This window comes from Kribbella sp. CA-294648 (genome assembly GCF_050943845.1).
Lineage (GTDB): Bacteria > Actinomycetota > Actinomycetes > Propionibacteriales > Kribbellaceae > Kribbella.
In genome coordinates, this window is sequence record NZ_CP191981.1 from 3,233,743 (window position 1) to 3,254,924 (window position 21,182).

Below are 21,182 nucleotides of genomic sequence, written 5' to 3' on the forward strand. Positions count from 1 at the left end.
CTGCCTCTTTGGGGGAAGTCATGGTGCCAACTCGCAAGACCGCTACCAGGAAAGCCCGGAAGTCCACTACCCACAAGGCCGCTGTCGTCCCGTTGCCACAGTTCCTGCAGACGGCGGGTTCGCTGACGCTGGGCCAACGCAAGTTGCTCGTCGACCAGGCTCTGTTACTGCTCGAGCAGAACTATGTCCACCTGCAACTCAAGATGGCGATGCATGCGGTGAATCCCTTGCAGCGCTTGCGGGTGATGCGTGCCAGGATGGAACGCCAGACCGCCGAGACGATGGAGGCGGAGTGGATCTTCCACCGGCGGATGTCGAGCATCTTCCACTCGGTCCGGGATCTGCACACCAACTACCTGCTGCCCGCGCCGTTCGCCGGCAAGATCGCGTTCCTGCCGTTCATGATCGAGAAGTGCTTCGACCAGACCGGTGAGCACTACCTGGTCACCCGGACCGTCGCCGGCTACACCGCTCCGCAGTTCGGGCCCGGCGCCGAGGTGACGCACTGGAACGGTACGCCGATCGCCCGCGCCGTCGCGCTCAACGGAGCCCAGTTCGCCGGCAGCAACGAAGCGGCGAACCTGGCGCGCGGACTGGAGTCGCTGACCCTGCGCCCGCTGGTGATCCAGTCGCCACCGGACGAGGACTGGGTGACCTTGAGCTACCTCGGCCTCGACGGTTCCGCCCAGGAGCTGCGCGAGCAGTGGAAGGTGACGACGAACCTGCCGCCGATGACGGATCTCGACGCACTCACCCCGGCCTCGGCGCTGATGGGTCTCGACCTGGACTCCGACGAGAAGAACCGGGCCAAGAAGGCGCTCTATGTCCGCGAGGTCGTCGCCCTCGAACAGGGCCAGAGCTCTGCCCAGCTTGCCGAACCGCAGGCCGTCGGTGGCGCCGATCTCCCGACCACGATGCCGGGTGTCTTCCGCGCTCGGGAGGTGACCACGGCGCACGGCACCTTCGGGCATCTGCGGATGTTCACGTTCAGCGTGACCGACCCGGTCGCCTTCCGCGACGAGTTCGTCCGGCTCGCCGCGGCGTTGCCGCAGAACGGCCTGATCATCGACGTCCGCGACAACGGCGGCGGACACATCTACGCCAGTGAGTTCACCCTGCAGACGCTGACGCCGCGCCGCATCGCCCCGGAGCCGGTGCAGTTCATCAGTACGCCGCTCAACCTGCGGATCTGCCGCCGGCACAAGGACAACCCGGCCGGGATCGACCTCGGGCCCTGGTTCGAATCGCTCGACCTGGCCACCGAGACGGGCGCGGCGTACTCCGCGGCGAAGCCGATCACCCCCGAGGACGGCGCGAACGCGATCGGCCAGACGTACTACGGCCCGGTCGTGCTGATCACCGATGCCCGGGTCTACTCGGCCACGGACATCTTCGCCGCCGGCTTCGCCGACCACCAGATCGGCAAGATCCTCGGCGTCGACGACAACACCGGAGCCGGTGGCGCGAACGTCTGGACCCATGGCCTGCTCGCCACCCTGCTCAACGAGCCGCAGCCGCCGGACCCGACTTCGCCGTACGAGGCGTTGCCGAACGGCGCGAACCTGCGCGTCTCGATCCGCCGGACCCTGCGCGTCGGCGAGCTGTCCGGTACGCCGGTCGAAGACCTCGGCGTCCGACCCGATGTGACGCATCAACTGACCCGCCGGGACCTGCTCGGAGGCAACGCCGATCTCCTCGACGCGGCCGGCGCCCTGCTCGCGGCGATGCCGAACCGGCGACTCGACGTCTCGGCGTCACTGACCGGTACGACGCTCACGGTCGTCCTGGACACGGCCGGCCTCGACCGGGTCGACCTGTACCTCGACGACCGGCCGATCAGCTCCGAAGACCTGACCGGGACGCCGCTCAGCATCGACATCCTCGACGTGACCGCCGGCCAGCTGCTGCGGGCGGACGGCTACGACGCGGGTGACCTGGTCGCCTCCCGAAGGGTGACTGTCTGACACCTCCTCGCCGCTCCCGGCCACCGATGCGGCCGGGATCACAGCGGAAAACGAATGACCGTTCTTGATTTCTGCCCGGTTCCAGGAGCAGGCTGAAATCTCGAAGAACGAGCATTCGGTTTCTGGGGAGGGCGAATGGCGCAGGTAACTCTCAGCCGACCACTGGAGCACCTGCCTGCGCTGTCGCCGCCCGACCAACGGGCGCGCCGGAAACGGATCCTGCGCGAACTCGTCCTGCTCGCCGTGCTCTTCGGCCTCTACAACCTCGGCCGGCTGATCTCGGCGCATCATGCCGGCGCCGCCTTCGAGAACGCCGATGCGCTGAGACATCTCCAGCTGCTGCTCGGTCTGCCGAGCGAGGCTCAGGTCCAGCACCTCGCCTTGCAGATCCCGGGTCTCGCCGAGGCCGCCAACCGGTACTACGCGAGTGTGCACTTCCCGCTCACTGCGATCGTCCTCGGGTGGCTGCTGGTCCGCCGCCCGGCGGAGTACCCGAAGGCGCGCTGGGCGCTGGCGTCGCTGACCGGGCTGGCGTTGATCGGGCATCTGGTCTTCCCGCTCGCGCCGCCGCGGATGTTCCCGCAGTACGGGTGGATCGATACCGGTCAGCTGCTCGGGCAGTCGGTGTACAGCGCCGATGCGGGGACTGGGCTCGCGAATCAGTTCGCGGCGATGCCGAGTCTGCATGTCGGCTGGGCGTTCATGGTCGCGGTGTTCCTGATCCGCACCACCAGCTCCCGATGGCGGTGGTTGTGGATCGCCCATCCGGTCCTGACGTTCGCAGTGGTGGTCGTGACGGCCAACCACTACTGGCTCGACGGGCTGATCGCGATCGGGCTGGCGATCCCGTTGGTGCTGGTGTTCGACAGCCGGCGGGTGCGCCGGGACAGCACACCCGCCGGTGCCGATCAGGTGATGGCGAGCTCTTCGTCCGCGCGAACGAGGTAGGGCTCGCGCTCGAGGACCAGCCGGGCCGCGGCCGCGCCGATGTCGAAGTACAGGCCGACCAGTTCGAGCCGGCCGGCCTCCTCGGCCTTGCGGACGCAGGCGAAACTGCGCAGGTTCTCCAGTTGGACGGCCACGTTGGTGACGGACAACTTGTCGGCCGCCGACAGTTTGATGCCGGTCACCGGATCGATGATGTCGGGCAGCGCGTCGGCCCGGCGTACCGACAGCTCCAGGTGCTTCAGCCAGGTCTGGAGTGCTGTGCCGTTCTGGGCGGACGGCTCCAGCGCGGCGGCGGCCGCACCACAGTGCGAGTGACCGCAGACCACGATCGAGGCGACGCCCAGTACCTCGACGGCGTACTCGACCGCCGCGTCCACCGAGCTGCTGTTCGACCCGTACGGCGGAACCAGGTTGCCCACGTTGCGCACGCAGAACTGGTCGCCCGGTCCGGTGGTGGTGATCATGTTCGGCACGATCCGCGAATCGGCGCAGGTGATGAACAACTGCGTCGGTTTCTGCCCGTTCGCGGCCAGCTCCGCCATCATCGGCCGGATCGGATCGGCCGACGCCTCGAACTCGCGGATGCCGTCGAGCATCGCGGCCCGCTGGTCGACCTCCGGCACCACCCGGTGGTGCTGCCAGGGAATGATCCGGCGGCCCGGACCGCCTTGCAGGGCAGCCCTGAACGCCGCGCGGCTCAGCTCGACCGAACCGCCCCGCGCGATGTGCCCACGCCGCCAGTCCTCGATCGCCTCGTACGCCGCGTGGTCGAGGTGGTTGACCTGGAGATCCACCCGGACCGGGGCGCCGGCCGGGATCGTGCGCAGGGTCCGGACCAGCGACGCCACGCCGAGGAAGACCAGCGTGCCGCGGATCCTGACGATCCAGGTGCCGTCCTCCTCGGTCGCGGTGACCGTTGCCCTGGACAACCGATACAGCACCCTGGCGAGGGCCAGGGCCAGCCCGGCCAGAACCCCCTCGGCCAGGCCGAGGACCGCGACGCCCGCCCCGGTGACGACGTACACGAGAAGTTCGTCATGGCGTTTGAGGGTGCGGATGTGGGCTAGTTGGACAAGGCGCAGACCGGTGACCAGCAGGACGCCGGCCAGCGCGGACATCGGGATCAGTTCGAGCATCGCGCCCGCGGCGAGCACGAAGACCGCGATCCAGACACCGTGCAGGATCGCCGACGCCCGGCTCCGGGCACCGGCCGCGACGTTGGTGGAACTGCGCACGATCACCCCGGTGACGGGCATCCCGCCGAGTGCACCGGAGATCGCGTTGGCCGCGCCCTGGCCGACCAGTTCGCGATCGAGATTGGCGCGTCTGCCGCGATGAAGCTTGTCCACGGCAACGGCCGAGAGCAACGACTCCACGCTGGCGACGAGGGCGACGGTGAGCACCGCGGTCGCGAGCTCGAGTGGGCCGCCGGCCGGCAGGGTGGGCGGGATGAGCTCTTTCAACGGCTCCGACGGCAGGTCGACGCGGGTGACGTCGGTCATGAACGTGGCGGCGATCGCGGTGACGCTCACCACGGCGACCAGGGGCGCCGGAACCATGCGGAGCTTGGGCAACCGGGGCCAGACGAGCAGGATCACCACGGTCAGGATGCCGACCAGGACCGAGCCCGGATGATGGGCCATCAACTGCGCGGGAAGCTCGGCCAGGTTGGCGATCAGGGAGCTCTGCGCACTCCCGCCGAGCACCACGTGCAACTGCTGGACGGCGATGGTGACGCCGATACCGGCCAGCATGCCGTGCACCACGGCGGGGGAGAGAGACAGCGCGAGCCTGCCGATGCGGGTGACGCCGAGCAGGATCTGCAGAAGACCGGCGGCGCAGGTGATGCCCGCGGTGGCGGCCCAGCCGTACTGCGTGGCCAGACCGGCCACGACGACCGTGAGGCCGGCGGCGGGACCGCTGACCTGCAAGGAGGAGCCGCCGAGCGCGCCGGCGACGATGCCGCCGACGACCGCGGCGACGAGCCCGGCGATCAGCGGGGCTCCGGATGCGGCGGCAATCCCCAGTGACAAAGGGATTGCGATCAGGAAGACGACCAGCGAAGCCGGTACGTCATGGCGAAGGACCGACCTCCACGAGCTGCGGGTATGCGCGGCCTCGGACGAAGGCGGTGAATGGTTGGGTGAGATGCTCGGCACGGGTCCCTCCGGCGTTGGGTGCTGACAGCAACAGAACGTCGAAACAAAGAGTGTCGATCTGGTTACTGATAGTACCGGCCGGATCAAGCCCGGACGACCAGTAATTCCAATTCGTTGCCAACGGCGACCAAGGACTGCAGGAGGTACAGGTGGATCTGCGACTGTCGGGCAAGACCGCGGTGGTGACCGGAGCCAGCAAGGGGATCGGGCTGGCCTGTGTCGAGGCGTTGCTGTGGGAGGGCGCCAAGGTGACCGGGATTTCCCGCGATTCCGGCAATCTCGCCGCGGCCCAGCAACAGTTGGCGGCCAAAGGATTGAGCTTCGAGGTCGAGGCGATCGACCTGACCGACCCCGAGGCGACGGCTGCCGCGTTCGAGCGCATCGGCGTACCGGAGGTGCTGATCAACTGCGCGGGCGCGGCCCGGCGTACGCCGGCGGACGAGTTGGACAGCAAGGCGTTGCACGCGGCGATGGAAGCGAAGTACTTCACCTACATGCACGCGACCGAGGCGGTTGTCCGCGGGATGGCCGAGCGCGGCAGTGGCGCGATCGTCAACGTCGTCGGGCAGGGCGGCCGGGCGGCGAACGCGTTGCACATCGGCGGTGGCGCGGCCAACGCGGCCCTCATGCTCGCCTCCGTCGGCTATGCGAAGGCGTACGCCGATCGCGGCGTCCGGGTGAACGTGATCAACCCTGGGCTGACCCGCACCGGCCGCGTCGACGAGGGACTCGAAGCCGCGGTCCGGGCCTCCGGCCGGCCGAAGGAAGAGTTGCTCAACGAGATGGTCGCCAGCATCCCGATCGGCCGCGCCGCCGAACCGGCCGAGATTGCCAACGTCGCGACCTTCCTGGCTTCACCGCTGGCCAGCTACGTCACCGGCGCCATCATCACCATGGACGGCGGCGTCACCTCCGCGATCTGATCACCGTGCGTGAGGGCTGTGACACAAATGCCATACAACTGAGATCAACCTTGGTGACGGGCACAAGAACACCGGCACGCTGGAGTGGGACCCGCGGGAAGGCCACACCCATTGGCACTTCACCGACTTCGCCCGCTACAGCCTGCTGAACGCCAAGCAGACCGAGGTCGTCCGCAGCCAGAAGGAAGCGTTCTGCCTGGCGGCCACCGACGCGATCGACTACACGGTCAAGAACGCGAACTGGAAGCCGTCCAACACCGACCTGCACACCGCCTGCGGCAGCCAGACCTCGCTCTCGGTGCGCGAGGTGCTGGACGTCGGATCGGGTGACACCTACGCGCAGTTCCGGCCGGGCCAGTCCTTCGACATCACGGACCTGCCGAACGGCACGTACTTCATCGAGGTCAAGGCGAACCCGGACAACCGGTTGGTCGAGGCCAGCACCAGCAACAACGTCGCCCTCCGCAAGGTGATCCTGGGCGGCACCCTGCACAAGCGCACCGTCAAGGTCCCGCCGGTCGGCCTGATCGACGCACCCTGATGCCCTGAGCCTGACGCTCTGGCCCCAGCTCGCCGGCGGCCCTTCCTGGGGGAGGGCCGCCGGTGCTGGTCAGGCGGGAGTGAGCCGGGTCTCCAGTCGTTCCCTGACGGCCGGCCACTCGGTGTCGATGATCGAGAAGATCGCCGAGTCGCGCAACCGGCCTTGCTCCCCGGGCGCCCAGGAGACCGACCAGTTCCGCAGTACACCCTCGAACTTCGCCCCGGTCTTCTCGATCGCGGCTCGGCTCCGGCTGTTGCGCGCGTCCGTCTTCAGGTCGACGCGCGCCACCTGCCACGTCTCGAACGCATGCCGGAACAGCAGGTACTTCGCTTCGGCGTTGATGCCGGTGCCCTGGGCAAACGAGGCCAGCCAGGTGAACCCGATCTCGATCGCGGACAGCTTGTCCTCGCCTGGCCACAGCCGGGGATCCCAGTACGAGGTCGAGCCGACCGCTCGCCCTGACTCCTGAGAGATCTGCGCGTACGGCGCCAGCTTGCCCGCCGCGGCCCGGCCGAGTTGGGCCTCGATGTAGTCACCGACCTCGTCGGCCTTCGGCACCCAGGTGAAGGTGTAGGAGTCGCGGTTCGCCTCGGCGGCGACGGCCAGGTCGGCCGCGTGCTGATGGCCCAGCGGCTCCAGTCTGACCAGCGATCCTTCGAGCGGCGGTCCGTGCAGTTCGAAACCCATGCGGTCGATGATTTCACCGGCGACGGATGATGGTCAGGACAACATCCGCCTGCTGGACGGGAGAAGGACGATGACGGAGGAACGCCGGATCGAGGTCGAGGTTCCGTTGGAGGCGAGTCCGGAGCAGGTGTGGGACGCGATCGCGACCGAGGCCGGCCTGACCGCGTGGTTCGCGCCGATGGATCCGTCGCCGGATGAGAACGGACTGCTCGCGGACGGTGAGCTGTTGCGCTGGGAGCCGGGCAGCGGGTTCGCAGTACGGGGTGAGGCGGGCATCTTCGAGTACCTGATCGAGCCGCAGGACGACGGGTCGACGGTACTGCGGTTCGCCCAGGCCGGGTTCACCGGCGACGACTGGGAAGCGGAGTACGAGGCGACCGCGCGTGGGTGGGACTTCTACTTCCACACATTGCAGCTCTATATGTCGGGCTTCGACTCCCAGCCCGCCACCTATGTGGTTGCCGAGGGGCCCGCGTGGTCGGGCACCGCGGAGGCCTGGGAGAAACTGCGCGAGGCGATCGGCGGAGCGGTCGGTGACAAGGTCGAGCTGGACGTCTACGGGCTCGGCGTGATCCTCGGCGAGGTCGACTACGACGGCCCGAGCCATCTCGGGATCCAGACCGAGAACGCGTTGCTGCGCTTCCACGACCGCAGCCTGCTCGGCATGCCCGTTGCCCTCGGCCACCATTACTACGGTCCCGGCCACGACGCCGGACGCCTGGAGGACGCCTGGCAGTCGTGGCTGACCGAGTTCTATCTCACCGCTCAGTGATGCAGCGGCCGCTTCCTGGTACGCCGGGGACGTGGGTGATCGCCGCTGCGTTGGTGCTGCCGTCGTGCGATGGTGATCGGCCGCTCGATCCGCGGCGCCGCCGGCCGTTGCACCCGTACTTCGGTCTGCGCCAGCCCGAGCCGCGGCGGCTGCAACCACGGTGAGCGCTTCGCCGGCTTGACGACGACCACCCGGAATCGACCGTCCCGGGCGAGCTTGATGCCGATGGCAACCGTTGCCACGGCCGGGATCAGTCCGGCCAGCAACAGCGCGGTCCGGGCACCCCAGTGCTCGGCGATCCAGCCGGCGGTCGGGCCGCCGATCGCGCCACCGCCGATGAAGACGAGGCTGTAGATTCCGGCGACGCGGCCGCGGAGCCCGTCGGGCGTAATCAGCTGGACCATCGACTGTGCCGCGGTGAGGAACATCAGCGTGGCCATGCCGAGTGCGCAGAGCAACGGCAGAAAGGTCCACAGCGACGGCTGGATCGCCGCCACCATCTCGGTCACCGCGAGGATCGAGGCGATCCCGACAAGGTTGCGCAGCCTGGTCGGCCGGACCCGCCGCGCCGACAGCAGCGCCCCGGTCAATGCGCCGGCGGCAACGACGGAGTTCAGTACGCCGTACCCGGTGGCTCCGGTGTGGAAGACCCGGTCGGCGAAGGCGGTGAGCGTGACCGGCAGGCTGATCGTGAACATGCCGTAGATGCCGACCAGTGCGATCGCCCAGCGGACGGCCGGCTCGTCGAACGCGTACCGCACGCCGTCGCGCAGACCGTCACGCATCCGCATCCCCGCACTGGCCCGGCGGGCGGCCTGCAGCCCGGGCATCTCGTGTTCGCGCATCATCAGCAGCGCGGAGATCGACCCGAAGAACGTGATCGCGTTGAGCGCGAAAGCCCAGCCGGCGCCGACCGTGCCGAGTAGTACGCCGCCGAGTGCCGGGCCGATCAGGCTGCCGAGCTGGAAGGTCGACGAGACCATGCTGATCGCGTTCCGCAGCCGCTCCTTGCCGACGAGTTCGTTGACGAAGGACTGCCGGGTGGGGTTGTCGACGGCGACCGCGATGCCGAGGAACAAGGCCAGGGCGTAGACCTGCCAGACCTGGACCGAACCGGTGAACGCGAGCACGGCGAGGACGGCGGCCGCCGCGCCCATCATGGACTGGGTGACCAGCAGGACCTTGCGCTTGGGGAAACGGTCGGCGATGACACCGCCGTACAGGCCGAGCAGGAGAGTGGGCAGGAACTGCAGGGCGGTGGTGATGCCGACCGCGGTGGCACTACCGGTGAGCGTCAGGACCAGCCAATCCTGGGCGATGCGCTGGACCCAGCCGCCGGTCGAGCTGACGAAAAGGCCGCTGACCAGGAGGCGGAAGTTGCGCACCTGCAGGGCGCTGAAGGTGTCCCGGAAGCCAGGCCTCCGCCGGCTGTCGTCAGGACGGGTGGTCGAGGTGCGATGAGTGTGGAAGTCGGGGACGGGGTGGACAGAACCGGTGGCCCGGGTGGTCAAGAGTCATCCCTAGGAAGGTGGACTTTGGCAGGGGAGGTCCCTTCCATCCTCAGGGCTGGACACTGGATTCCGACAGCGAATTACTCCTATTAGTCTTATTGCGTCCCGCAATGATGACGTCAGTGGAGGAGCGACTGTGGCCTACGACCCGGACCAGTTACGCACGTTTCTGGCGGTGGCGCAGTCGCTCAGTTTCACCCAGGCGGCCGAACGTCTGGGCATCCGGCAACCAACGGTCAGCCAACATGTCCGCAAACTCGAGACCGCGGTCGGCCGCCCGCTGTTCGTGCGCGACACGCGGACGGTGACGCTCACCGCCGACGGTGAGGCGATGGCCGGTTTCGCTCGAACGATCCTTGCCGCGCACGAGGAAGCGGCCGGGTACTTCACTGGTTCAGAGCTGCGCGGTCGGCTCCGGTTCGGTGTGACCGACGATCTTGCGCTGACGCCACTACCGCGGATCCTGCGCGACTTCCGGCAGCTGTATCCGCGCATCGACCTCGAACTGACCGTTGCACAGAGCCCCAATCTGCTCCGCCGGGTCGAGTCGGGTCACCTCGACCTCGCCTACGTGAAACACAGCCTCGGCGGCGGCTACGAACCGAACGGCCGCGTCGTACGCCGCGACCCGCTGGTGTGGGCCGGCATCGCGGGCACTCGGATCGCCCCCGACGGCCCCGTCCCACTGGTCGCCTACCAGGCCCCGAGCATCAGCCGCTCCCTCGGCGTCCAAACCCTCGAACAAGCCGGCCGCTCCTGCCGCATCACCTGCATAGTCCGAGGCGTCAACGGAGTCCTCGCCGCAGTCCGAGCCGGCCTAGGCATCGCCATCTTCGCCCGCTCCCTGATGCCCGCCGACCTGGTAGAACCCCCACCCAGCGCCGGCCTCCCCGAACTCCCCGCCATCGACCTAGTCCTCATCACCAACCCCCGAGCCGCCAAAGAACCCGCCGAAGCCCTAACAGCCGCCATCCTCGGCACCACAGCCCCACTAAAACCAGCCGACTAGATACCTAACTGGTTAGAGCGTCGCCTCGGAGGACGAGGGTGGTGATGCTTACTGCGGCTACTGCGATGGTGAGTAGGAAGGGGGCGCTTTTCCAGAGGACGATTGTTGTCAGCAGGGCGGCGACTACGGCGAGGGCTAGCCAGCCGACTGCTCCGATGGGGCCAGGTGGGGCTGCTACCAGGAGGGTGGTTGCGGCGGCGAGGGGGAGTGGGGCGGCGTACCGGGCTAGCCGGCCGAGGCGTTGGGGCCAGCCTTCTACTCCGGTTGCCAGGTCGTCTGCTAGATCCGGTACTACGTTCGCCAGGTGGGCGCCGACTCCCAATAACGCGGTGGCGGCTGAGGCCCACCAAGGGGCCCAGTCGCCGGAGGTGCCGAGGGTGACGAAGGACGGGAGCAGGCCGAAGGCAACGGCGTACGGGAGCCAGGAAATTCGCGTCGACTTGAGGCCGAGGTTGTAGCCCCACGCGGCCGCCACACCGACCAGATGCGCCAGGCCGGCGAGCACTCCGCTGGCCAGTGAGAGCGGCACACACGCGATCGCCATCACGCTCGCGCCGACCCACACCGTCCTGCGACTCACCAGTCCGAGGACGATTGGTTTGTCGTTTCGGTGGACACTGGTGTCGCGGGTGGCGTCTATCGCGTCATTGCTCCAGCCGATCGAGAGGTGGCCGGTGAGGATTGCTGCTGCGACCAACAGACATCCGGTGGGGCTACGGCCCGCCGACCACGCGACCACCGTCACCAGTGTGGTGACGGCAACGGTCGGCCCAGGATGGCTCGCCATCGCGAGTCCGCGGACGACTCTCAACCGGGTCACCGACCCAACGATGCCACGATGACGCGGATCGCCGCGGTCCAGACGGCGTTGCCGCCGCACCGATATCCGCAGCAGGACCTGACCGACGCCTTCGCCGACATCTGCCTGCCCGACGGCAAAGGTCTCGCCCTGCTCCGCCGGCTGCACGCGAACGCCGGCGTGTCCCACCGACACCTGGCGATGCCGCTGGAGCGGTACGCCGTCCTGAAGGATTTCGGCGAGGCCAACGACGAGTGGATCTCGGTCGCGGTCGACCTGGGCGCGGAAGCGGTGTCCGGCGCGCTGCAGGCGGCCAGCCTGACGGTGGATGACGTCGACGTTCTGATGTTCACCACCGTGACGGGCGTGGCCGCGCCGTCGATCGACGCGCGGGTCGCCGGCCGGCTGGGGTTGCGCGAGGACGTCAAGCGGATGCCGCTGTTCGGGCTGGGGTGCGTCGGGGGAGCGGCCGGGATCGCGCGGTTGCACGACTATCTCAAGGCGTGGCCTGGGCATGTCGCCGTGCTCCTGTCGGTCGAGTTGTGTTCGCTGACTCTTCAGCGCGACGACTCGACTTTGCCGAATCTGGTCGGCGGCGCGCTGTTCGGCGACGGAGCGGCCGCGGTGGTGCTGACAGGTTCGTCCCATCCCGCTGCCGCCGGGCCTTCGGTCGTGGCGACGCGGTCGCGGCTCTATCCCGACTCGGAGCGAGTGATGGGGTGGGACGTCGGGTCGGGCGGGTTCCGGATCGTGCTCGGGGCCGACGTACCGGAGGTGGTTCGGAAGTACCTGGGCGGTGACGTGACCGCGTTCCTGGCGGCTTACGGGCTGACCGTTCCGGAGATCGGGACCTGGGTGAGTCATCCGGGCGGACCGAAGGTGCTCGAGGCGGTCGCGGAGACGCTCGACCTGCGTTCGGGAGCGCTCGACCTGACCTGGAAATCACTCGACGCGGTCGGGAATCTGTCGTCCTCCTCGGTGCTGCACGTGCTCGGTGACACCCTCCGCCTGGATCCTTCGGGGATGGGCGTGTTGCTCGCGATGGGCCCAGGCTTCTGTTCCGAGCTGGTACTTCTGGAGTGGTGATGGACTCGTCGTTGTGGTGGTACGTCGTCCTCGTGCTGGTCGTCGGGCTCGAACGGGTGGCCGAACTCGTCGTCTCGCTGCGCAACGCGAAGTGGAGTTTCGAGCGGGGCGGGGTGGAGTCCGGCAAGGGGCACTACCCGTTCATGGTGCTGCTGCACACCGGTTTCCTGGCCGGGTGCCTGGTCGAGGCGATCGTGGCGGACCGGCCGTTCATCCCGGCGCTCGGCTGGTCGATGTTCGCCGTGGTGCTGCTGGCGCAGGGGTTGCGCTGGTGGTGCATCGGGGTGCTCGGGCATCAGTGGAACACCCGGGTGATCGTCGTACCGGGACTGAAATTGGTTGCTGCAGGCCCCTATAAGTGGATCCGGCACCCGAACTACGTCGCCGTCGTCGCGGAGGGGATCGCGTTGCCGCTGGTCCACACGGCGTGGGTGACGGCGGCTGTGTTCCTGCTGCTGAACATTCCGTTGCTGGCGGTCCGGATCCGGACCGAAGAAGCGGCGCTGGACTCCGCGCTGACCAAGTGATCGACCTCCTCGTCGCCGGCGCGGGCCCGGCCGGCGCGGCCACGGCCATTCGCGCCGCGCTGGCCGGTCTGTCGGTGGTGGTCGTCGAGCCGCGCTCGTCGCCGATCGACAAGGCCTGTGGCGAGGGGATCGCGTGGAGTGCGACGGAGTATCTCGGGCGACTCGGGGTGCGGCTGGAGGGGCGGCCGTTCTACGGCATCCGCTACCTCGACGCCAACCACGTGGTCGACGCCCGCTTCCGCGCCGGCCCAGGACTAGGAGTCCGCCGTACTACGCTCCAGCGCGCCCTCGCGACCCGCCTCGCCGAGCTGGAAGTCCCAGTCGTCGCGTCTCGCGTCGAAGCAATCACTCAGACCCTCGACTCGGTGACGGCAGCCGGCATCACCGCCCGCTACCTAGCCGCCGCCGACGGCCTCCACTCCCCAATCCGCCGCCAGCTATCTCTCGGAGTAGTTGGCGAGGAGGAGCCTCGGAGGGGACTTCGGCGGCATTTTGTTGTGCGGCCTTGGTGCGATTTGGTCGAGGTCTATTGGTCAGCTTTGGGCGAGGCCTACGTGACACCAGTAGCCGACGACCTCGTCGGCGTCGCGATCCTCACCTCCGCGCGCGGCTCCTTCGACTCCCACCTCGACGCCTTCCCCGCTCTCAAGCGCCGACTCGCTGGAGCCACCGCAGCTACCTCCGTACTAGGCGCCGGCCCGCTCCGCCAGCGCGTCCGCGGCCGCGTGGCCGGGCGCGTGCTGCTGGTGGGCGACGCCGCCGGTTACGTCGACGCGCTGACCGGTGAAGGCATCGCCGTCGCGCTGCGCACCTCGGCCGAGCTGGTCAGTTGCGTACAGGCCGACCGCCCAGCGGAGTACGAGGCGGCCTGGCGCCGGGTCTCCTGGGAGTGCCGGTTCCTCACCGGTTCGTTGCTCTGGGCCCGCAACAGATCGTTGCTCGCTCCCCGTATCGTCCCGGCGGCCGCCCGGCTGCCCGGCGTTTTCGGGGCCATCGTCAACCAACTCACCTAGAAAACGCGCGTGGGCCCGGCGATCGCTCAGACAATCGCCGGGCCCAACACGGGTCGCTCCAGCCTCCTGGTGAAAGGCTGGAACGGGTGCTCCAGCCTCCTGGTGAAAGGCTGGAACGATCTGGCCCCAGCCTCCTGGTGAAAGGCTGGGACAAGTTCTCGGTGTTTCTGAGGTAAAGATTGCCAGCCGGATGTTGCCCATCCGTTGCCGGAATATGAAGCCTTGTTACCTGGGCCTGTGGCCTATGTCTCAGTGCTCGGTCCGCACTGCCGCGATCTGCAATTGCAGCGCAAGCCGTTCGCGCGGGCTGGACAGGTCCAGCCGGGCGATCTCGCCGATCCTTTTCATCCGGTGCCGCAGGGTATTCGTGTGCAGATGCAGCTGTTTCGCCGCCTGCTGCGGTTGCCCCGGATAGTTCAGCCAGGCTTGCAGGGTGTCGACGAACGCGGTGTCGTGCTCGATGTCGTGCCGTAACAAGATCGCCAGCGGCCCGTCCAGCTTGGTGGTGTCGAGCGAAGTGACCGCCCGGTGAACAGTCAGGACGTGCCAGGCCTGCTCCACCCGCAACGCCGGGCCGGGCGCGAGTCCACGGCGTACCAGGCCCAGCAGTTCGACCGCCTCGGCACGGGAGCTCGGGAGGTCCGCTGCGCCACGTGCGGGCCCGCCGGCGGCGGCCGTAGTACCGGGGAAGTCTTTGGCCAGGTCAGTGACGAGCTTGCGCAGCCAGCGCCAGGAGCCTGGGCCGTCGCCGTCCGAGACGACCGCCAGGACAGTGCCGTCGAGGTCGGCCAGTTGCGGCTCGCTCCAGCCGTGGCGGCGACCAGTGGACTCCCACAGGTCGAGTTCCTGCGGTACGTCGTACCCGGCGGGCGAGCCGAGGGCCACCACCCGCCACGGCGGCGGTGGGAGCCGTACGTCGAGTGGAGTGTCGGGGGAGAACTGCCGGAGCACCGTACGCAGCCTGTCGATGGCACTGCGCCTAGCGACGTCCGCCTGGGCTCGCAGCCGCAGCAGGTGCAGCGCAAGCACCGACGCCGCGTTGCTGAGCTCAGTAGTCACCTCTGCGCTCACCGGACCATCTACTACGGCCCAGATAGACCCCAACCACTCACCACCAGCCCGCACCGGTACTACGAGACGCGGGCGGATCCCGTTAGGCCCGTCGGGCACCAGGAACGGTTCACTCGACCGGGCCAGGCGGCGGAAGATCCCACGGGCCCGGAAGTGCGCGATCACCTCTGCAGGCACCCGCCGGCCGACAATCGTCGACACCCGGGTCGGGTCGGTATCACTCACGTCGTGGAGGCTCGAGTAGGCCAGGACTCGGGACTGGTTGTCCTCGATGGTCACTGGCGCATCGACGATGGCTGCGGCGGCATCGGCCAGTGCGAAGAGCTCCTGGTGTACTCCGGCGTCGCCTGCCGCGGGGGAGTCGGGTGCGGCCGCCCTGTCGATCACGCCTCGCAGCAGCCAGACCACGTGCGCCCAGGTGACAGTCGGCTGGAGTGCAACCAGCGTGAGGCGGCACTTCTCGGCCTCAGCCACTACGACCGGGTCCTGGGCCAGTGTGGTTCGCAGGATGAGTCCCGAGGCGTTGCCGACGGCACAGCGCCCTAGTAGCTCCACTGCTTCCTCTGGGCTACCCAGACCGAAGCCCAACACCAGGTCACCGGGCTGGCCGGTCGCTGACTCCTGGGGATCCGCCAGGAAGATGTCCCGCACCTCACCCTCGCCCTGACCCGCGACGACGATCTCGAACAGGGCGGGTCCGACGGCAACGACCAGGTCAGGCACGGTGATCATAAGGTTATTGTGCTCTTGCCACTGTCATTTGGCCCAGCTGTGGTGTGATCGCACCATGACAGCGGTTTCGGCGCGACGCACCATCGATACATGGTCGCTTCCGTGCAAGGCACTCACATCGTCCCCGACCGGGTCGCCGTCGTCGGCGCCGGCATGGTCGGCCTCGCCACCGCCTGGTTCCTCCAGGAGGCCGGGATCGAGGTCACCGTGCTGGATCGCGAAGGCGTCGCCGCGGGTGCCTCGTGGGGCAACGCGGGCTGGTTGACCCCCGGCCTGGCGACTCCGCTGCCGGAGCCGGCCGTCCTCAAGTACGGCGTCCGCGCCGTACTCAGCCCGTCGTCGCCGGTCTACGTGCCGCCGACCGCGAACCCGCGGCTCATCTCGTTCATGACCCGCTTCGCCCGCAACAGCACCGCGGGTCGCTGGAAGACGGCGATGGAGGCGCTGGTGCCGATCAACCGGCAGGCGCTGAACGGGTTCGACGCGCTGGCCAAGGCGGGTGTCGAGGCCGAGACGTACGAGGCCAAGTCGTTCCTGGCGGCGTACCGGACGGAGGCCGAGCGCGCGGTCCTGCTCGAGGAGATCGAGCACATCCACGCGGCCGGCCAGGGCATCGAGTTCGAGGCCATCACCGGTGACGACGCCCGCGAGATCGAGCCGTCGCTGTCCGACGAGATCGGCGCGGCCATCCGGCTGCACGGGCAGCGCTTCATCAACCCGGGCGAGTACGTGAACATGCTGGCCGACTCGGTCCGCGCCCGGGGCGGCTCCATCGTCACCGGGGTCACGGTGAAGGACATCGTGGACGAGATCCGCGGCGTCCGGATCGTCACCGCCGACGGCGAGAGCGCGCCGTACGACGCGGTGGTGATGGCCACTGGCGCATGGCTCGGCGATTTGGCGCGGCAGTTCGGCGTACGGACCGTCGTCCAGGCCGGCCGTGGCTACAGCTTCAGTGTGCCGATCGCCCACGTACCGGCCGGGCCTGTGTACTTCCCGGCGCAACGGGTCGCCTGTACGCCGCTGGGCGACCGGCTGCGCGTCGCCGGGATGATGGAGTTCCGCAAGCCTGACGCGAAGCTCGACCCGCGCCGGATCGACGCGATCGTGGAGGCTGCCCGGCCGCTGCTGCGCGACGCCGACCTGGACGCCCGCACCTTCGAGTGGGTCGGTGCACGTCCCTGTACTCCGGACGGCCTGCCGCTGATCGGCGCGACCGCGTCACCCCGCGTCTTCGCCGCCGGCGGTCACGGCATGTGGGGCATCACCCTCGGCCCGATCACCGGCCAGCTCCTGGCCGAGACCATCACCACCGGTCGCACTCCCACCGAACTGGCCCCCTTCAACCCACTTCGCTGACCCTCGCTGACCTTCTGGACCAAGGGCCCTGCTGCAGCTGGGCTCCCACCGACCATCCACCGATCTCCCGTCGCGGCCTGAGTCGTGCCACAGCCGCCTCACCGCGACGGGACCAGGTGGTCTCCACCCTGCTGGAGACCACCGGCCGGCCCCGCAACTCTCCCGGGGCTCCGGCAGCACCACCCCTCGGGCTGCGACTCCACGGCCCCCGGGAGCAGTACCACTCCGGGACCCGCCTCACCACGGACCCCGGCCGCACCACGGGATCGCCTCACCACCGATCCCCGCACCACCCGGCCTCCCCAGAGACCGGCAGCACCACCCGGGTTCGGTCGCTCGACCCGGCAGCACCACCCAGCGATCTCCCGCCCTGCCGGGAGATCGCAGCACCACCAGCTCCCAGCCCCATCGGGAGCACAGCACCACCGGCTTCCCAGCGTGACCGGGAGCCACAGCACCACCGGCGACCTCCCGCCCCCTGTCGGGAGCCGCCGCCACCACCGGCGGCCCGCAGTGCCAAACGGACCGCCAGCACCACCCGGTGGATCTGCCGCAACCAGCGGATCCACCAGCACCACCCGGTGAACCTCCGCGGCAACTACGGAGCCACCGGTCTGGACCCGGCGTTCGTACTGCGCCTGCTCTGCGGGCGCCGGTAGTACCACCCGCGACTCTCACCCTGCTGGGAGCTCGCGGTGTACGGCCCGGAATCCGCGACGCCTCACTCGCGGAACCCGGCGCAAGACCCCGGCTCCCGCGATGCCGCGCGGGAGCCGGCCACAACCAGCGGCCCCCGCGTCCCCTCGGCGGAGGACCGCAACCCCACCCGGCCCGGCCAACGACGTCCGAGCCGCCCCGCGAGCGCGGCTCCGACCGGAGCCGCGCTCGCTCCTCGCTCCAGCACCGGCGAGCGGCGCAGTACCGGCGGAACGTGAAGCGGTCCAGACCTGGGCTTCAGGTCTGGACCGCTTTCTGTATATATAGGCGTGCGCTCAGTGCGTGTGCGGTTCGGTGCCGTGCTCGGCCTCGTGGGCCGCGATCTGGGCGCGGACCTCTTCCATGTCGACCGCGCGCAGCTGGCTGATCAGGTCCTCCAGCGCCGCCGCCGGCAGGGCGCCCGGCTGCGAGTACAGGACGACTCCGTCGCGGACCGCCATCAGCGTCGGGATGGAGCGGATCTGGAAGGCCTGGGCCAGCTCGACCTGATCCTCGGTGTCCACCTTGCCGAACGTGATGTCCTCGTGCGTCTCGGACGACTTCTCGAACACCGGCCCGAAAGCCTTACACGGACCACACCACTCGGCCCAGAAGTCCACCAGGACCAGCCCGTCGGAACCGACGACCTTGTCGAAGTTCTCCTGGGACAGCTCGACCGTTGCCACTACGACCTCCGAAGTTAGACGAATACGCCCCTTACAACAGCGCGGGAGCCGTCAGTGTTCCCCGGCCCCGCGCAGCGCAGTACCGGGGGTCAGATGGGCATGTCCACGAACGGCGACTCATAGTCCTGCACCTCGTCCAGGATGGCAGCCGCGTCGTCCGGGCTCAGCCCGGCCCGCTCCTTCTCGGCCTGGACCATCTGCCGGAGCAGTTTGGTCTCGCCGGCCGTGGCGAGCCCGGTGATCTCCGGATGCCCGTTCAGCAGCCAGGCGGTGGCGGCCGTGATGTAGCGCTGCTCGTCGAACGGCCGGTACCAGGTGTCGTAGGTCTTCTTCTCGCCGTCCCGCCAGTTCCGCCGGGAGATCATCTTGATCGTCATCAGCGCCGCGTCGCTCGCCCGCACCGCCTCGACCAGCTCGGCGTAGTCGGCGGCGTACTTCGGATCGGAGGACAGCTTGTAGTTCAGCGGCGTCAGCACGCTGTCGAAGTCGAACCGCCGCAGCGCCTCGCGATGCACCGACGGCGCCTCGTCGGTGTGCCCGGTGATGCCGATCGCCGACACCATGCCCTCCTCCTTGGCCCGGATCGCGGCCTCGAGCGAGCCGCCCTTCCCGGTGACGAGGTCGAGGTTCTCCAAGTCGCAGACCGCGTGCATCTGGATCAGGTCGAGGCGATCGGTCCGCAGTCGCTCCAGCGAACGATTGATCTCCGACCACGCCTCGTCGTATGTCCGTCGCCCGGTCTTGGTGGCGAGAAAGATCCGGTCGCGGATCTCGGGCATCCGCGGGCCGAGCCGCAACTCGGCGTCACCGTAGTCGGCCGCCACGTCGAAGTGGTTGATCCCGGCGTCGAGGGCCTCCTGGATCGAGGCGTCGGCCCGATCCTGGTCGACCGCACCCAGCGATGCGGCGCCGTAGATCAGGACCGAACTGCGGTGCTCGAGCCGTCCGAGCCGACGAGTCTCCATGCTTGTCCTCTCAAAGTCCGCGAGTAGGACAAACCCTAGTACTTTGACCCCGCGCCACGGGAGAGTTTTCCACAGGGCGTCCCGCGGGATCGGTTACTATCTGTGATCAGTTGGATCGTTCTGCTTACCATGGTCTTCGCACGGATATTCGAACGTCGGTTCCGTGTGGCATGGTGTGCGCTGCCTGATCGACGTGGTCGGGCATGGGAGAGGAGTTATGGCGACGGTACCGAAGGTGTCACGCTTCACCCGCGGATGTGCAGGGAGCACGGAAGCGGGTAACAGTATGGCTGCGGGGAGCGATGATGCAGCCGGATTCCCCTCTGGGGTCTCCCGGTGGGCAATTGCTTGCCGTATTCTCCCGGCTACTGTCCGCGTAACTGCTGTCTGAGGGGCGGGTAGCGATGAGTTGGTGGCGAACGTTGCTGAATCTGCCGCCAAAAGGTGAGCACTGGGCGGACCAGCGGCGAACGAAGAAGCCCGGGCGGCAACGTCCACAGAGCACCCCACCGGAGTGGTGGTCACACCCCGATGGACCGGTGTCACCCACGCCTCGCCAGGCGCAGGGGGTTGCGGCGCAGTACAGCCAACCCCAATTGCCACCGACCGGTGGCGTGATGGCACCGCCCCGTCGCCCCCAGCCGCCCGGCACCCAGCCGCCCCCCGGCCAAGCACCTCCAGGCCAACCCCCAGCAGCCCGTACTAAGGGTCAGCCGCCGGCGGGCGGGACGAGGCCGCCCGAGCGACTCCGGCAACGGTCACCGCACGGTGCCCACGCCGCCCCCGGCCCGGTGCGCGAACCGATCCTCGAGCCCGGCCAGACCCCCTGGTCGACCGAGCCCGAGTCCTCCTTCTCCACCTGGGCGCGGCGGTTCTTCCGCGGCCTGGTGGTGGCCGTCCTGCTGCTCGCCGCGATCAGCGGCGTACGGTCCTGGATCCGGCCGAACAACGCGGGCACGACCGCCGGCCAGACCGCGCAGACGGGCTTCCCGACCGACGAGGCCCGCGCGGTCGCGACGCGGTACGCGGTGTCCTACCTGAACTGGGACGAGACCAACCCCGAGGCGCGGCCGGCCCAGATCGGCCTCGACCTGGCCGCCGGCCTGGATGCCCGCGCCGGCTGGAACGGTCGCGGCAAGCAGACCGCCGACAAGGCGTACCCGGGTGAGGTCAAGATCGACTCCGGTGGCGTGGTCGCGGTCGTCGACGTCCGGGTGCAGGTCCGGGCGTTCACCAGGTCGGGCCGCACCTTCGTGCCCGGTCCGTACACCTGGCAACGCGTGTCCGTGCCGGTGGCGCGGACGGCTTCGCGTGTCGTCGCCAGCGGCCCGCCCACCTACGTCGCCGACGAGCGGGCAGCGCTGCCCGAGAACATGCCCGAAGCGCGGGTGCCGGACGACGACCTGACCGCTGCGACCCTGAAGGACGCCGAGGCGTTCTTCAGTGCCTTCGCCGAGTCCGACGCCAAGGTGGAGGCGGTGGCGGCGCCAGGCGCCGCGATCCACAGCCTCAACGGTGTCGTCAAACTGGGCGACCTGAAGTCCTGGCAGGTCTACGCGGGAGACGATAACGAGCGCCGCGCCACGGCCGCCGTTACCTGGGACGGTGCGGGGGATACCACTCTCGACCAGACCTATTCGCTCACTCTGCGGCGTACTGTCGCCGCGGACGGAGCACAGCGATGGCAAGTAGCTGCCGTCGGATGACCACAGCAGACAGCCATCGGATAACCAG

General features: G+C 68.7%; 18 protein-coding genes. 11 read left to right on the forward strand and 7 right to left on the reverse strand.

Annotated features, from left to right (window positions below; translation table 11 throughout):
• The first annotated feature begins 20 nt into the window (after nucleotides 1-20).
• Both ACQPYM_RS15570 and ACQPYM_RS15575 read left to right on the forward strand, forming a co-directional pair.
• Nucleotides 21-1,964, forward strand: a complete 1,944-nt coding sequence (locus ACQPYM_RS15570) for a S41 family peptidase (protein ID WP_433021199.1) — start codon at nucleotides 21-23, stop codon at nucleotides 1,962-1,964.
• 135 nt (nucleotides 1,965-2,099) lie between these two features.
• A complete protein-coding gene (locus ACQPYM_RS15575; RefSeq protein ID WP_433021201.1) occupies nucleotides 2,100-2,912 on the forward strand; it encodes a phosphatase PAP2 family protein in 813 nt (270 codons plus the stop codon).
• Here the strand turns inward: ACQPYM_RS15575 and ACQPYM_RS15580 are convergent.
• Entirely contained in the window at nucleotides 2,873-5,071 is a 2,199-nt protein-coding gene (locus ACQPYM_RS15580) for a bifunctional SulP family inorganic anion transporter/carbonic anhydrase (RefSeq protein WP_433021203.1), read from the reverse strand. The genes ACQPYM_RS15575 and ACQPYM_RS15580 overlap by 40 nt on opposite strands.
• A 149-nt stretch (nucleotides 5,072-5,220) precedes the next feature.
• Between ACQPYM_RS15580 and ACQPYM_RS15585 the strand changes: the two genes are divergently transcribed.
• Nucleotides 5,221-5,994 (forward strand): SDR family NAD(P)-dependent oxidoreductase, encoded by a 774-nt coding sequence (locus ACQPYM_RS15585; protein WP_433021205.1) that lies wholly within the window; start codon nucleotides 5,221-5,223, stop codon nucleotides 5,992-5,994.
• A 79-nt stretch (nucleotides 5,995-6,073) separates the two neighbouring features.
• Nucleotides 6,074-6,535 (forward strand): lysyl oxidase family protein, encoded by a 462-nt coding sequence (locus tag ACQPYM_RS15590; protein WP_433023290.1) that lies wholly within the window; start codon nucleotides 6,074-6,076, stop codon nucleotides 6,533-6,535.
• A gap of 69 nt (nucleotides 6,536-6,604) precedes the next feature.
• Here ACQPYM_RS15590 and ACQPYM_RS15595 read toward each other — a convergent pair whose 3' ends face one another.
• Nucleotides 6,605-7,222: a GNAT family N-acetyltransferase gene (locus tag ACQPYM_RS15595; RefSeq protein ID WP_433021207.1), complete on the reverse strand. Its 618-nt coding sequence runs from the start codon at nucleotides 7,220-7,222 to the stop codon at nucleotides 6,605-6,607.
• Between the two features lie 70 nt (nucleotides 7,223-7,292).
• Between ACQPYM_RS15595 and ACQPYM_RS15600 the strand changes: the two genes are divergently transcribed.
• Complete coding sequence (locus tag ACQPYM_RS15600) at nucleotides 7,293-7,994, forward strand: SRPBCC family protein (RefSeq protein WP_433021209.1); 702 nt, start codon at nucleotides 7,293-7,295, stop codon at nucleotides 7,992-7,994.
• On the opposite strand, the gene ACQPYM_RS15605 is transcribed toward ACQPYM_RS15600, so the two are convergent.
• Nucleotides 7,988-9,505 (reverse strand): MFS transporter, encoded by a 1,518-nt coding sequence (locus tag ACQPYM_RS15605; RefSeq protein WP_433021211.1) that lies wholly within the window; start codon nucleotides 9,503-9,505, stop codon nucleotides 7,988-7,990. The genes ACQPYM_RS15600 and ACQPYM_RS15605 overlap by 7 nt on opposite strands.
• A gap of 136 nt (nucleotides 9,506-9,641) precedes the next feature.
• On the opposite strand from ACQPYM_RS15605, the gene ACQPYM_RS15610 reads away from it, so the two are divergent.
• Nucleotides 9,642-10,514: a LysR substrate-binding domain-containing protein gene (locus ACQPYM_RS15610; RefSeq protein ID WP_433021213.1), complete on the forward strand. Its 873-nt coding sequence runs from the start codon at nucleotides 9,642-9,644 to the stop codon at nucleotides 10,512-10,514.
• 4 nt (nucleotides 10,515-10,518) lie between these two features.
• On the opposite strand, the gene ACQPYM_RS15615 is transcribed toward ACQPYM_RS15610, so the two are convergent.
• Nucleotides 10,519-11,334 carry a UbiA family prenyltransferase gene (locus ACQPYM_RS15615; protein WP_433021215.1) on the reverse strand — a complete coding sequence of 272 codons (816 nt, stop codon included), beginning with the start codon at nucleotides 11,332-11,334 and terminating at the stop codon, nucleotides 10,519-10,521.
• 18 nt (nucleotides 11,335-11,352) lie between these two features.
• Between ACQPYM_RS15615 and ACQPYM_RS15620 the strand changes: the two genes are divergently transcribed.
• From ACQPYM_RS15620 to ACQPYM_RS15630, 3 genes are read left to right on the forward strand one after another with little or no spacing between them, the layout of a single operon-like run.
• Nucleotides 11,353-12,399 carry a type III polyketide synthase gene (locus ACQPYM_RS15620; protein WP_433021217.1) on the forward strand — a complete coding sequence of 349 codons (1,047 nt, stop codon included), beginning with the start codon at nucleotides 11,353-11,355 and terminating at the stop codon, nucleotides 12,397-12,399.
• Nucleotides 12,399-12,926 carry an isoprenylcysteine carboxyl methyltransferase family protein gene (locus ACQPYM_RS15625; RefSeq protein ID WP_433021219.1) on the forward strand — a complete coding sequence of 176 codons (528 nt, stop codon included), beginning with the start codon at nucleotides 12,399-12,401 and terminating at the stop codon, nucleotides 12,924-12,926. The genes ACQPYM_RS15620 and ACQPYM_RS15625 overlap by 1 nt, the downstream gene beginning before the upstream one ends.
• The gene (locus ACQPYM_RS15630; protein WP_433021221.1) at nucleotides 12,923-13,939 is read left to right on the forward strand and encodes an NAD(P)/FAD-dependent oxidoreductase; all 1,017 of its coding nucleotides are present in this window, start codon (nucleotides 12,923-12,925) and stop codon (nucleotides 13,937-13,939) included. The genes ACQPYM_RS15625 and ACQPYM_RS15630 overlap by 4 nt, the downstream gene beginning before the upstream one ends.
• A gap of 249 nt (nucleotides 13,940-14,188) precedes the next feature.
• On the opposite strand, the gene ACQPYM_RS15635 is transcribed toward ACQPYM_RS15630, so the two are convergent.
• On the reverse strand, nucleotides 14,189-15,742 hold the full coding sequence (locus ACQPYM_RS15635; protein ID WP_433021223.1) for a PucR family transcriptional regulator: 1,554 nt from the start codon (nucleotides 15,740-15,742) through the stop codon (nucleotides 14,189-14,191).
• A 90-nt stretch (nucleotides 15,743-15,832) separates the two neighbouring features.
• On the opposite strand from ACQPYM_RS15635, the gene ACQPYM_RS15640 reads away from it, so the two are divergent.
• On the forward strand, nucleotides 15,833-17,101 hold the full coding sequence (locus ACQPYM_RS15640; protein ID WP_433021225.1) for an NAD(P)/FAD-dependent oxidoreductase: 1,269 nt from the start codon (nucleotides 15,833-15,835) through the stop codon (nucleotides 17,099-17,101).
• A 992-nt stretch (nucleotides 17,102-18,093) separates the two neighbouring features.
• On the opposite strand, the gene trxA is transcribed toward ACQPYM_RS15640, so the two are convergent.
• Both trxA and ACQPYM_RS15650 read right to left on the reverse strand, forming a co-directional pair.
• Nucleotides 18,094-18,483, reverse strand: coding sequence for a thioredoxin (gene trxA / locus ACQPYM_RS15645; RefSeq protein ID WP_360282449.1), 390 nt, complete (start codon nucleotides 18,481-18,483; stop codon nucleotides 18,094-18,096).
• Between the two features lie 89 nt (nucleotides 18,484-18,572).
• On the reverse strand, nucleotides 18,573-19,448 hold the full coding sequence (locus ACQPYM_RS15650) for an aldo/keto reductase (protein WP_433021227.1): 876 nt from the start codon (nucleotides 19,446-19,448) through the stop codon (nucleotides 18,573-18,575).
• A gap of 791 nt (nucleotides 19,449-20,239) precedes the next feature.
• Between ACQPYM_RS15650 and ACQPYM_RS15655 the strand changes: the two genes are divergently transcribed.
• Nucleotides 20,240-21,154, forward strand: coding sequence for a conjugal transfer protein (locus ACQPYM_RS15655; RefSeq protein WP_433021229.1), 915 nt, complete (start codon nucleotides 20,240-20,242; stop codon nucleotides 21,152-21,154).
• The last annotated feature ends 28 nt before the right edge of the window (nucleotides 21,155-21,182 follow it).

What these genes read in the sequence shown, in the direction of transcription:
- ACQPYM_RS15570 (WP_433021199.1), top strand. Translation starts at nt 21, where the DNA reads ATGGTGCCAACTCGCAAGACCGCTACCAGGAAAGCCCGGAAGTCCACT.
- ACQPYM_RS15575 (WP_433021201.1), top strand. Translation starts at nt 2,100, where the DNA reads ATGGCGCAGGTAACTCTCAGCCGACCACTGGAGCACCTGCCTGCGCTG.
- ACQPYM_RS15595 (WP_433021207.1), bottom strand. Translation starts at nt 7,222, where the DNA reads ATGGGTTTCGAACTGCACGGACCGCCGCTCGAAGGATCGCTGGTCAGA.
- ACQPYM_RS15600 (WP_433021209.1), top strand. Translation starts at nt 7,293, where the DNA reads ATGACGGAGGAACGCCGGATCGAGGTCGAGGTTCCGTTGGAGGCGAGT.
- ACQPYM_RS15620 (WP_433021217.1), top strand. Translation starts at nt 11,353, where the DNA reads ATGACGCGGATCGCCGCGGTCCAGACGGCGTTGCCGCCGCACCGATAT.
- ACQPYM_RS15625 (WP_433021219.1), top strand. Translation starts at nt 12,399, where the DNA reads ATGGACTCGTCGTTGTGGTGGTACGTCGTCCTCGTGCTGGTCGTCGGG.
- ACQPYM_RS15635 (WP_433021223.1), bottom strand. Translation starts at nt 15,742, where the DNA reads ATGATCACCGTGCCTGACCTGGTCGTTGCCGTCGGACCCGCCCTGTTC.
- ACQPYM_RS15640 (WP_433021225.1), top strand. Translation starts at nt 15,833, where the DNA reads ATGGTCGCTTCCGTGCAAGGCACTCACATCGTCCCCGACCGGGTCGCC.
- ACQPYM_RS15650 (WP_433021227.1), bottom strand. Translation starts at nt 19,448, where the DNA reads ATGGAGACTCGTCGGCTCGGACGGCTCGAGCACCGCAGTTCGGTCCTG.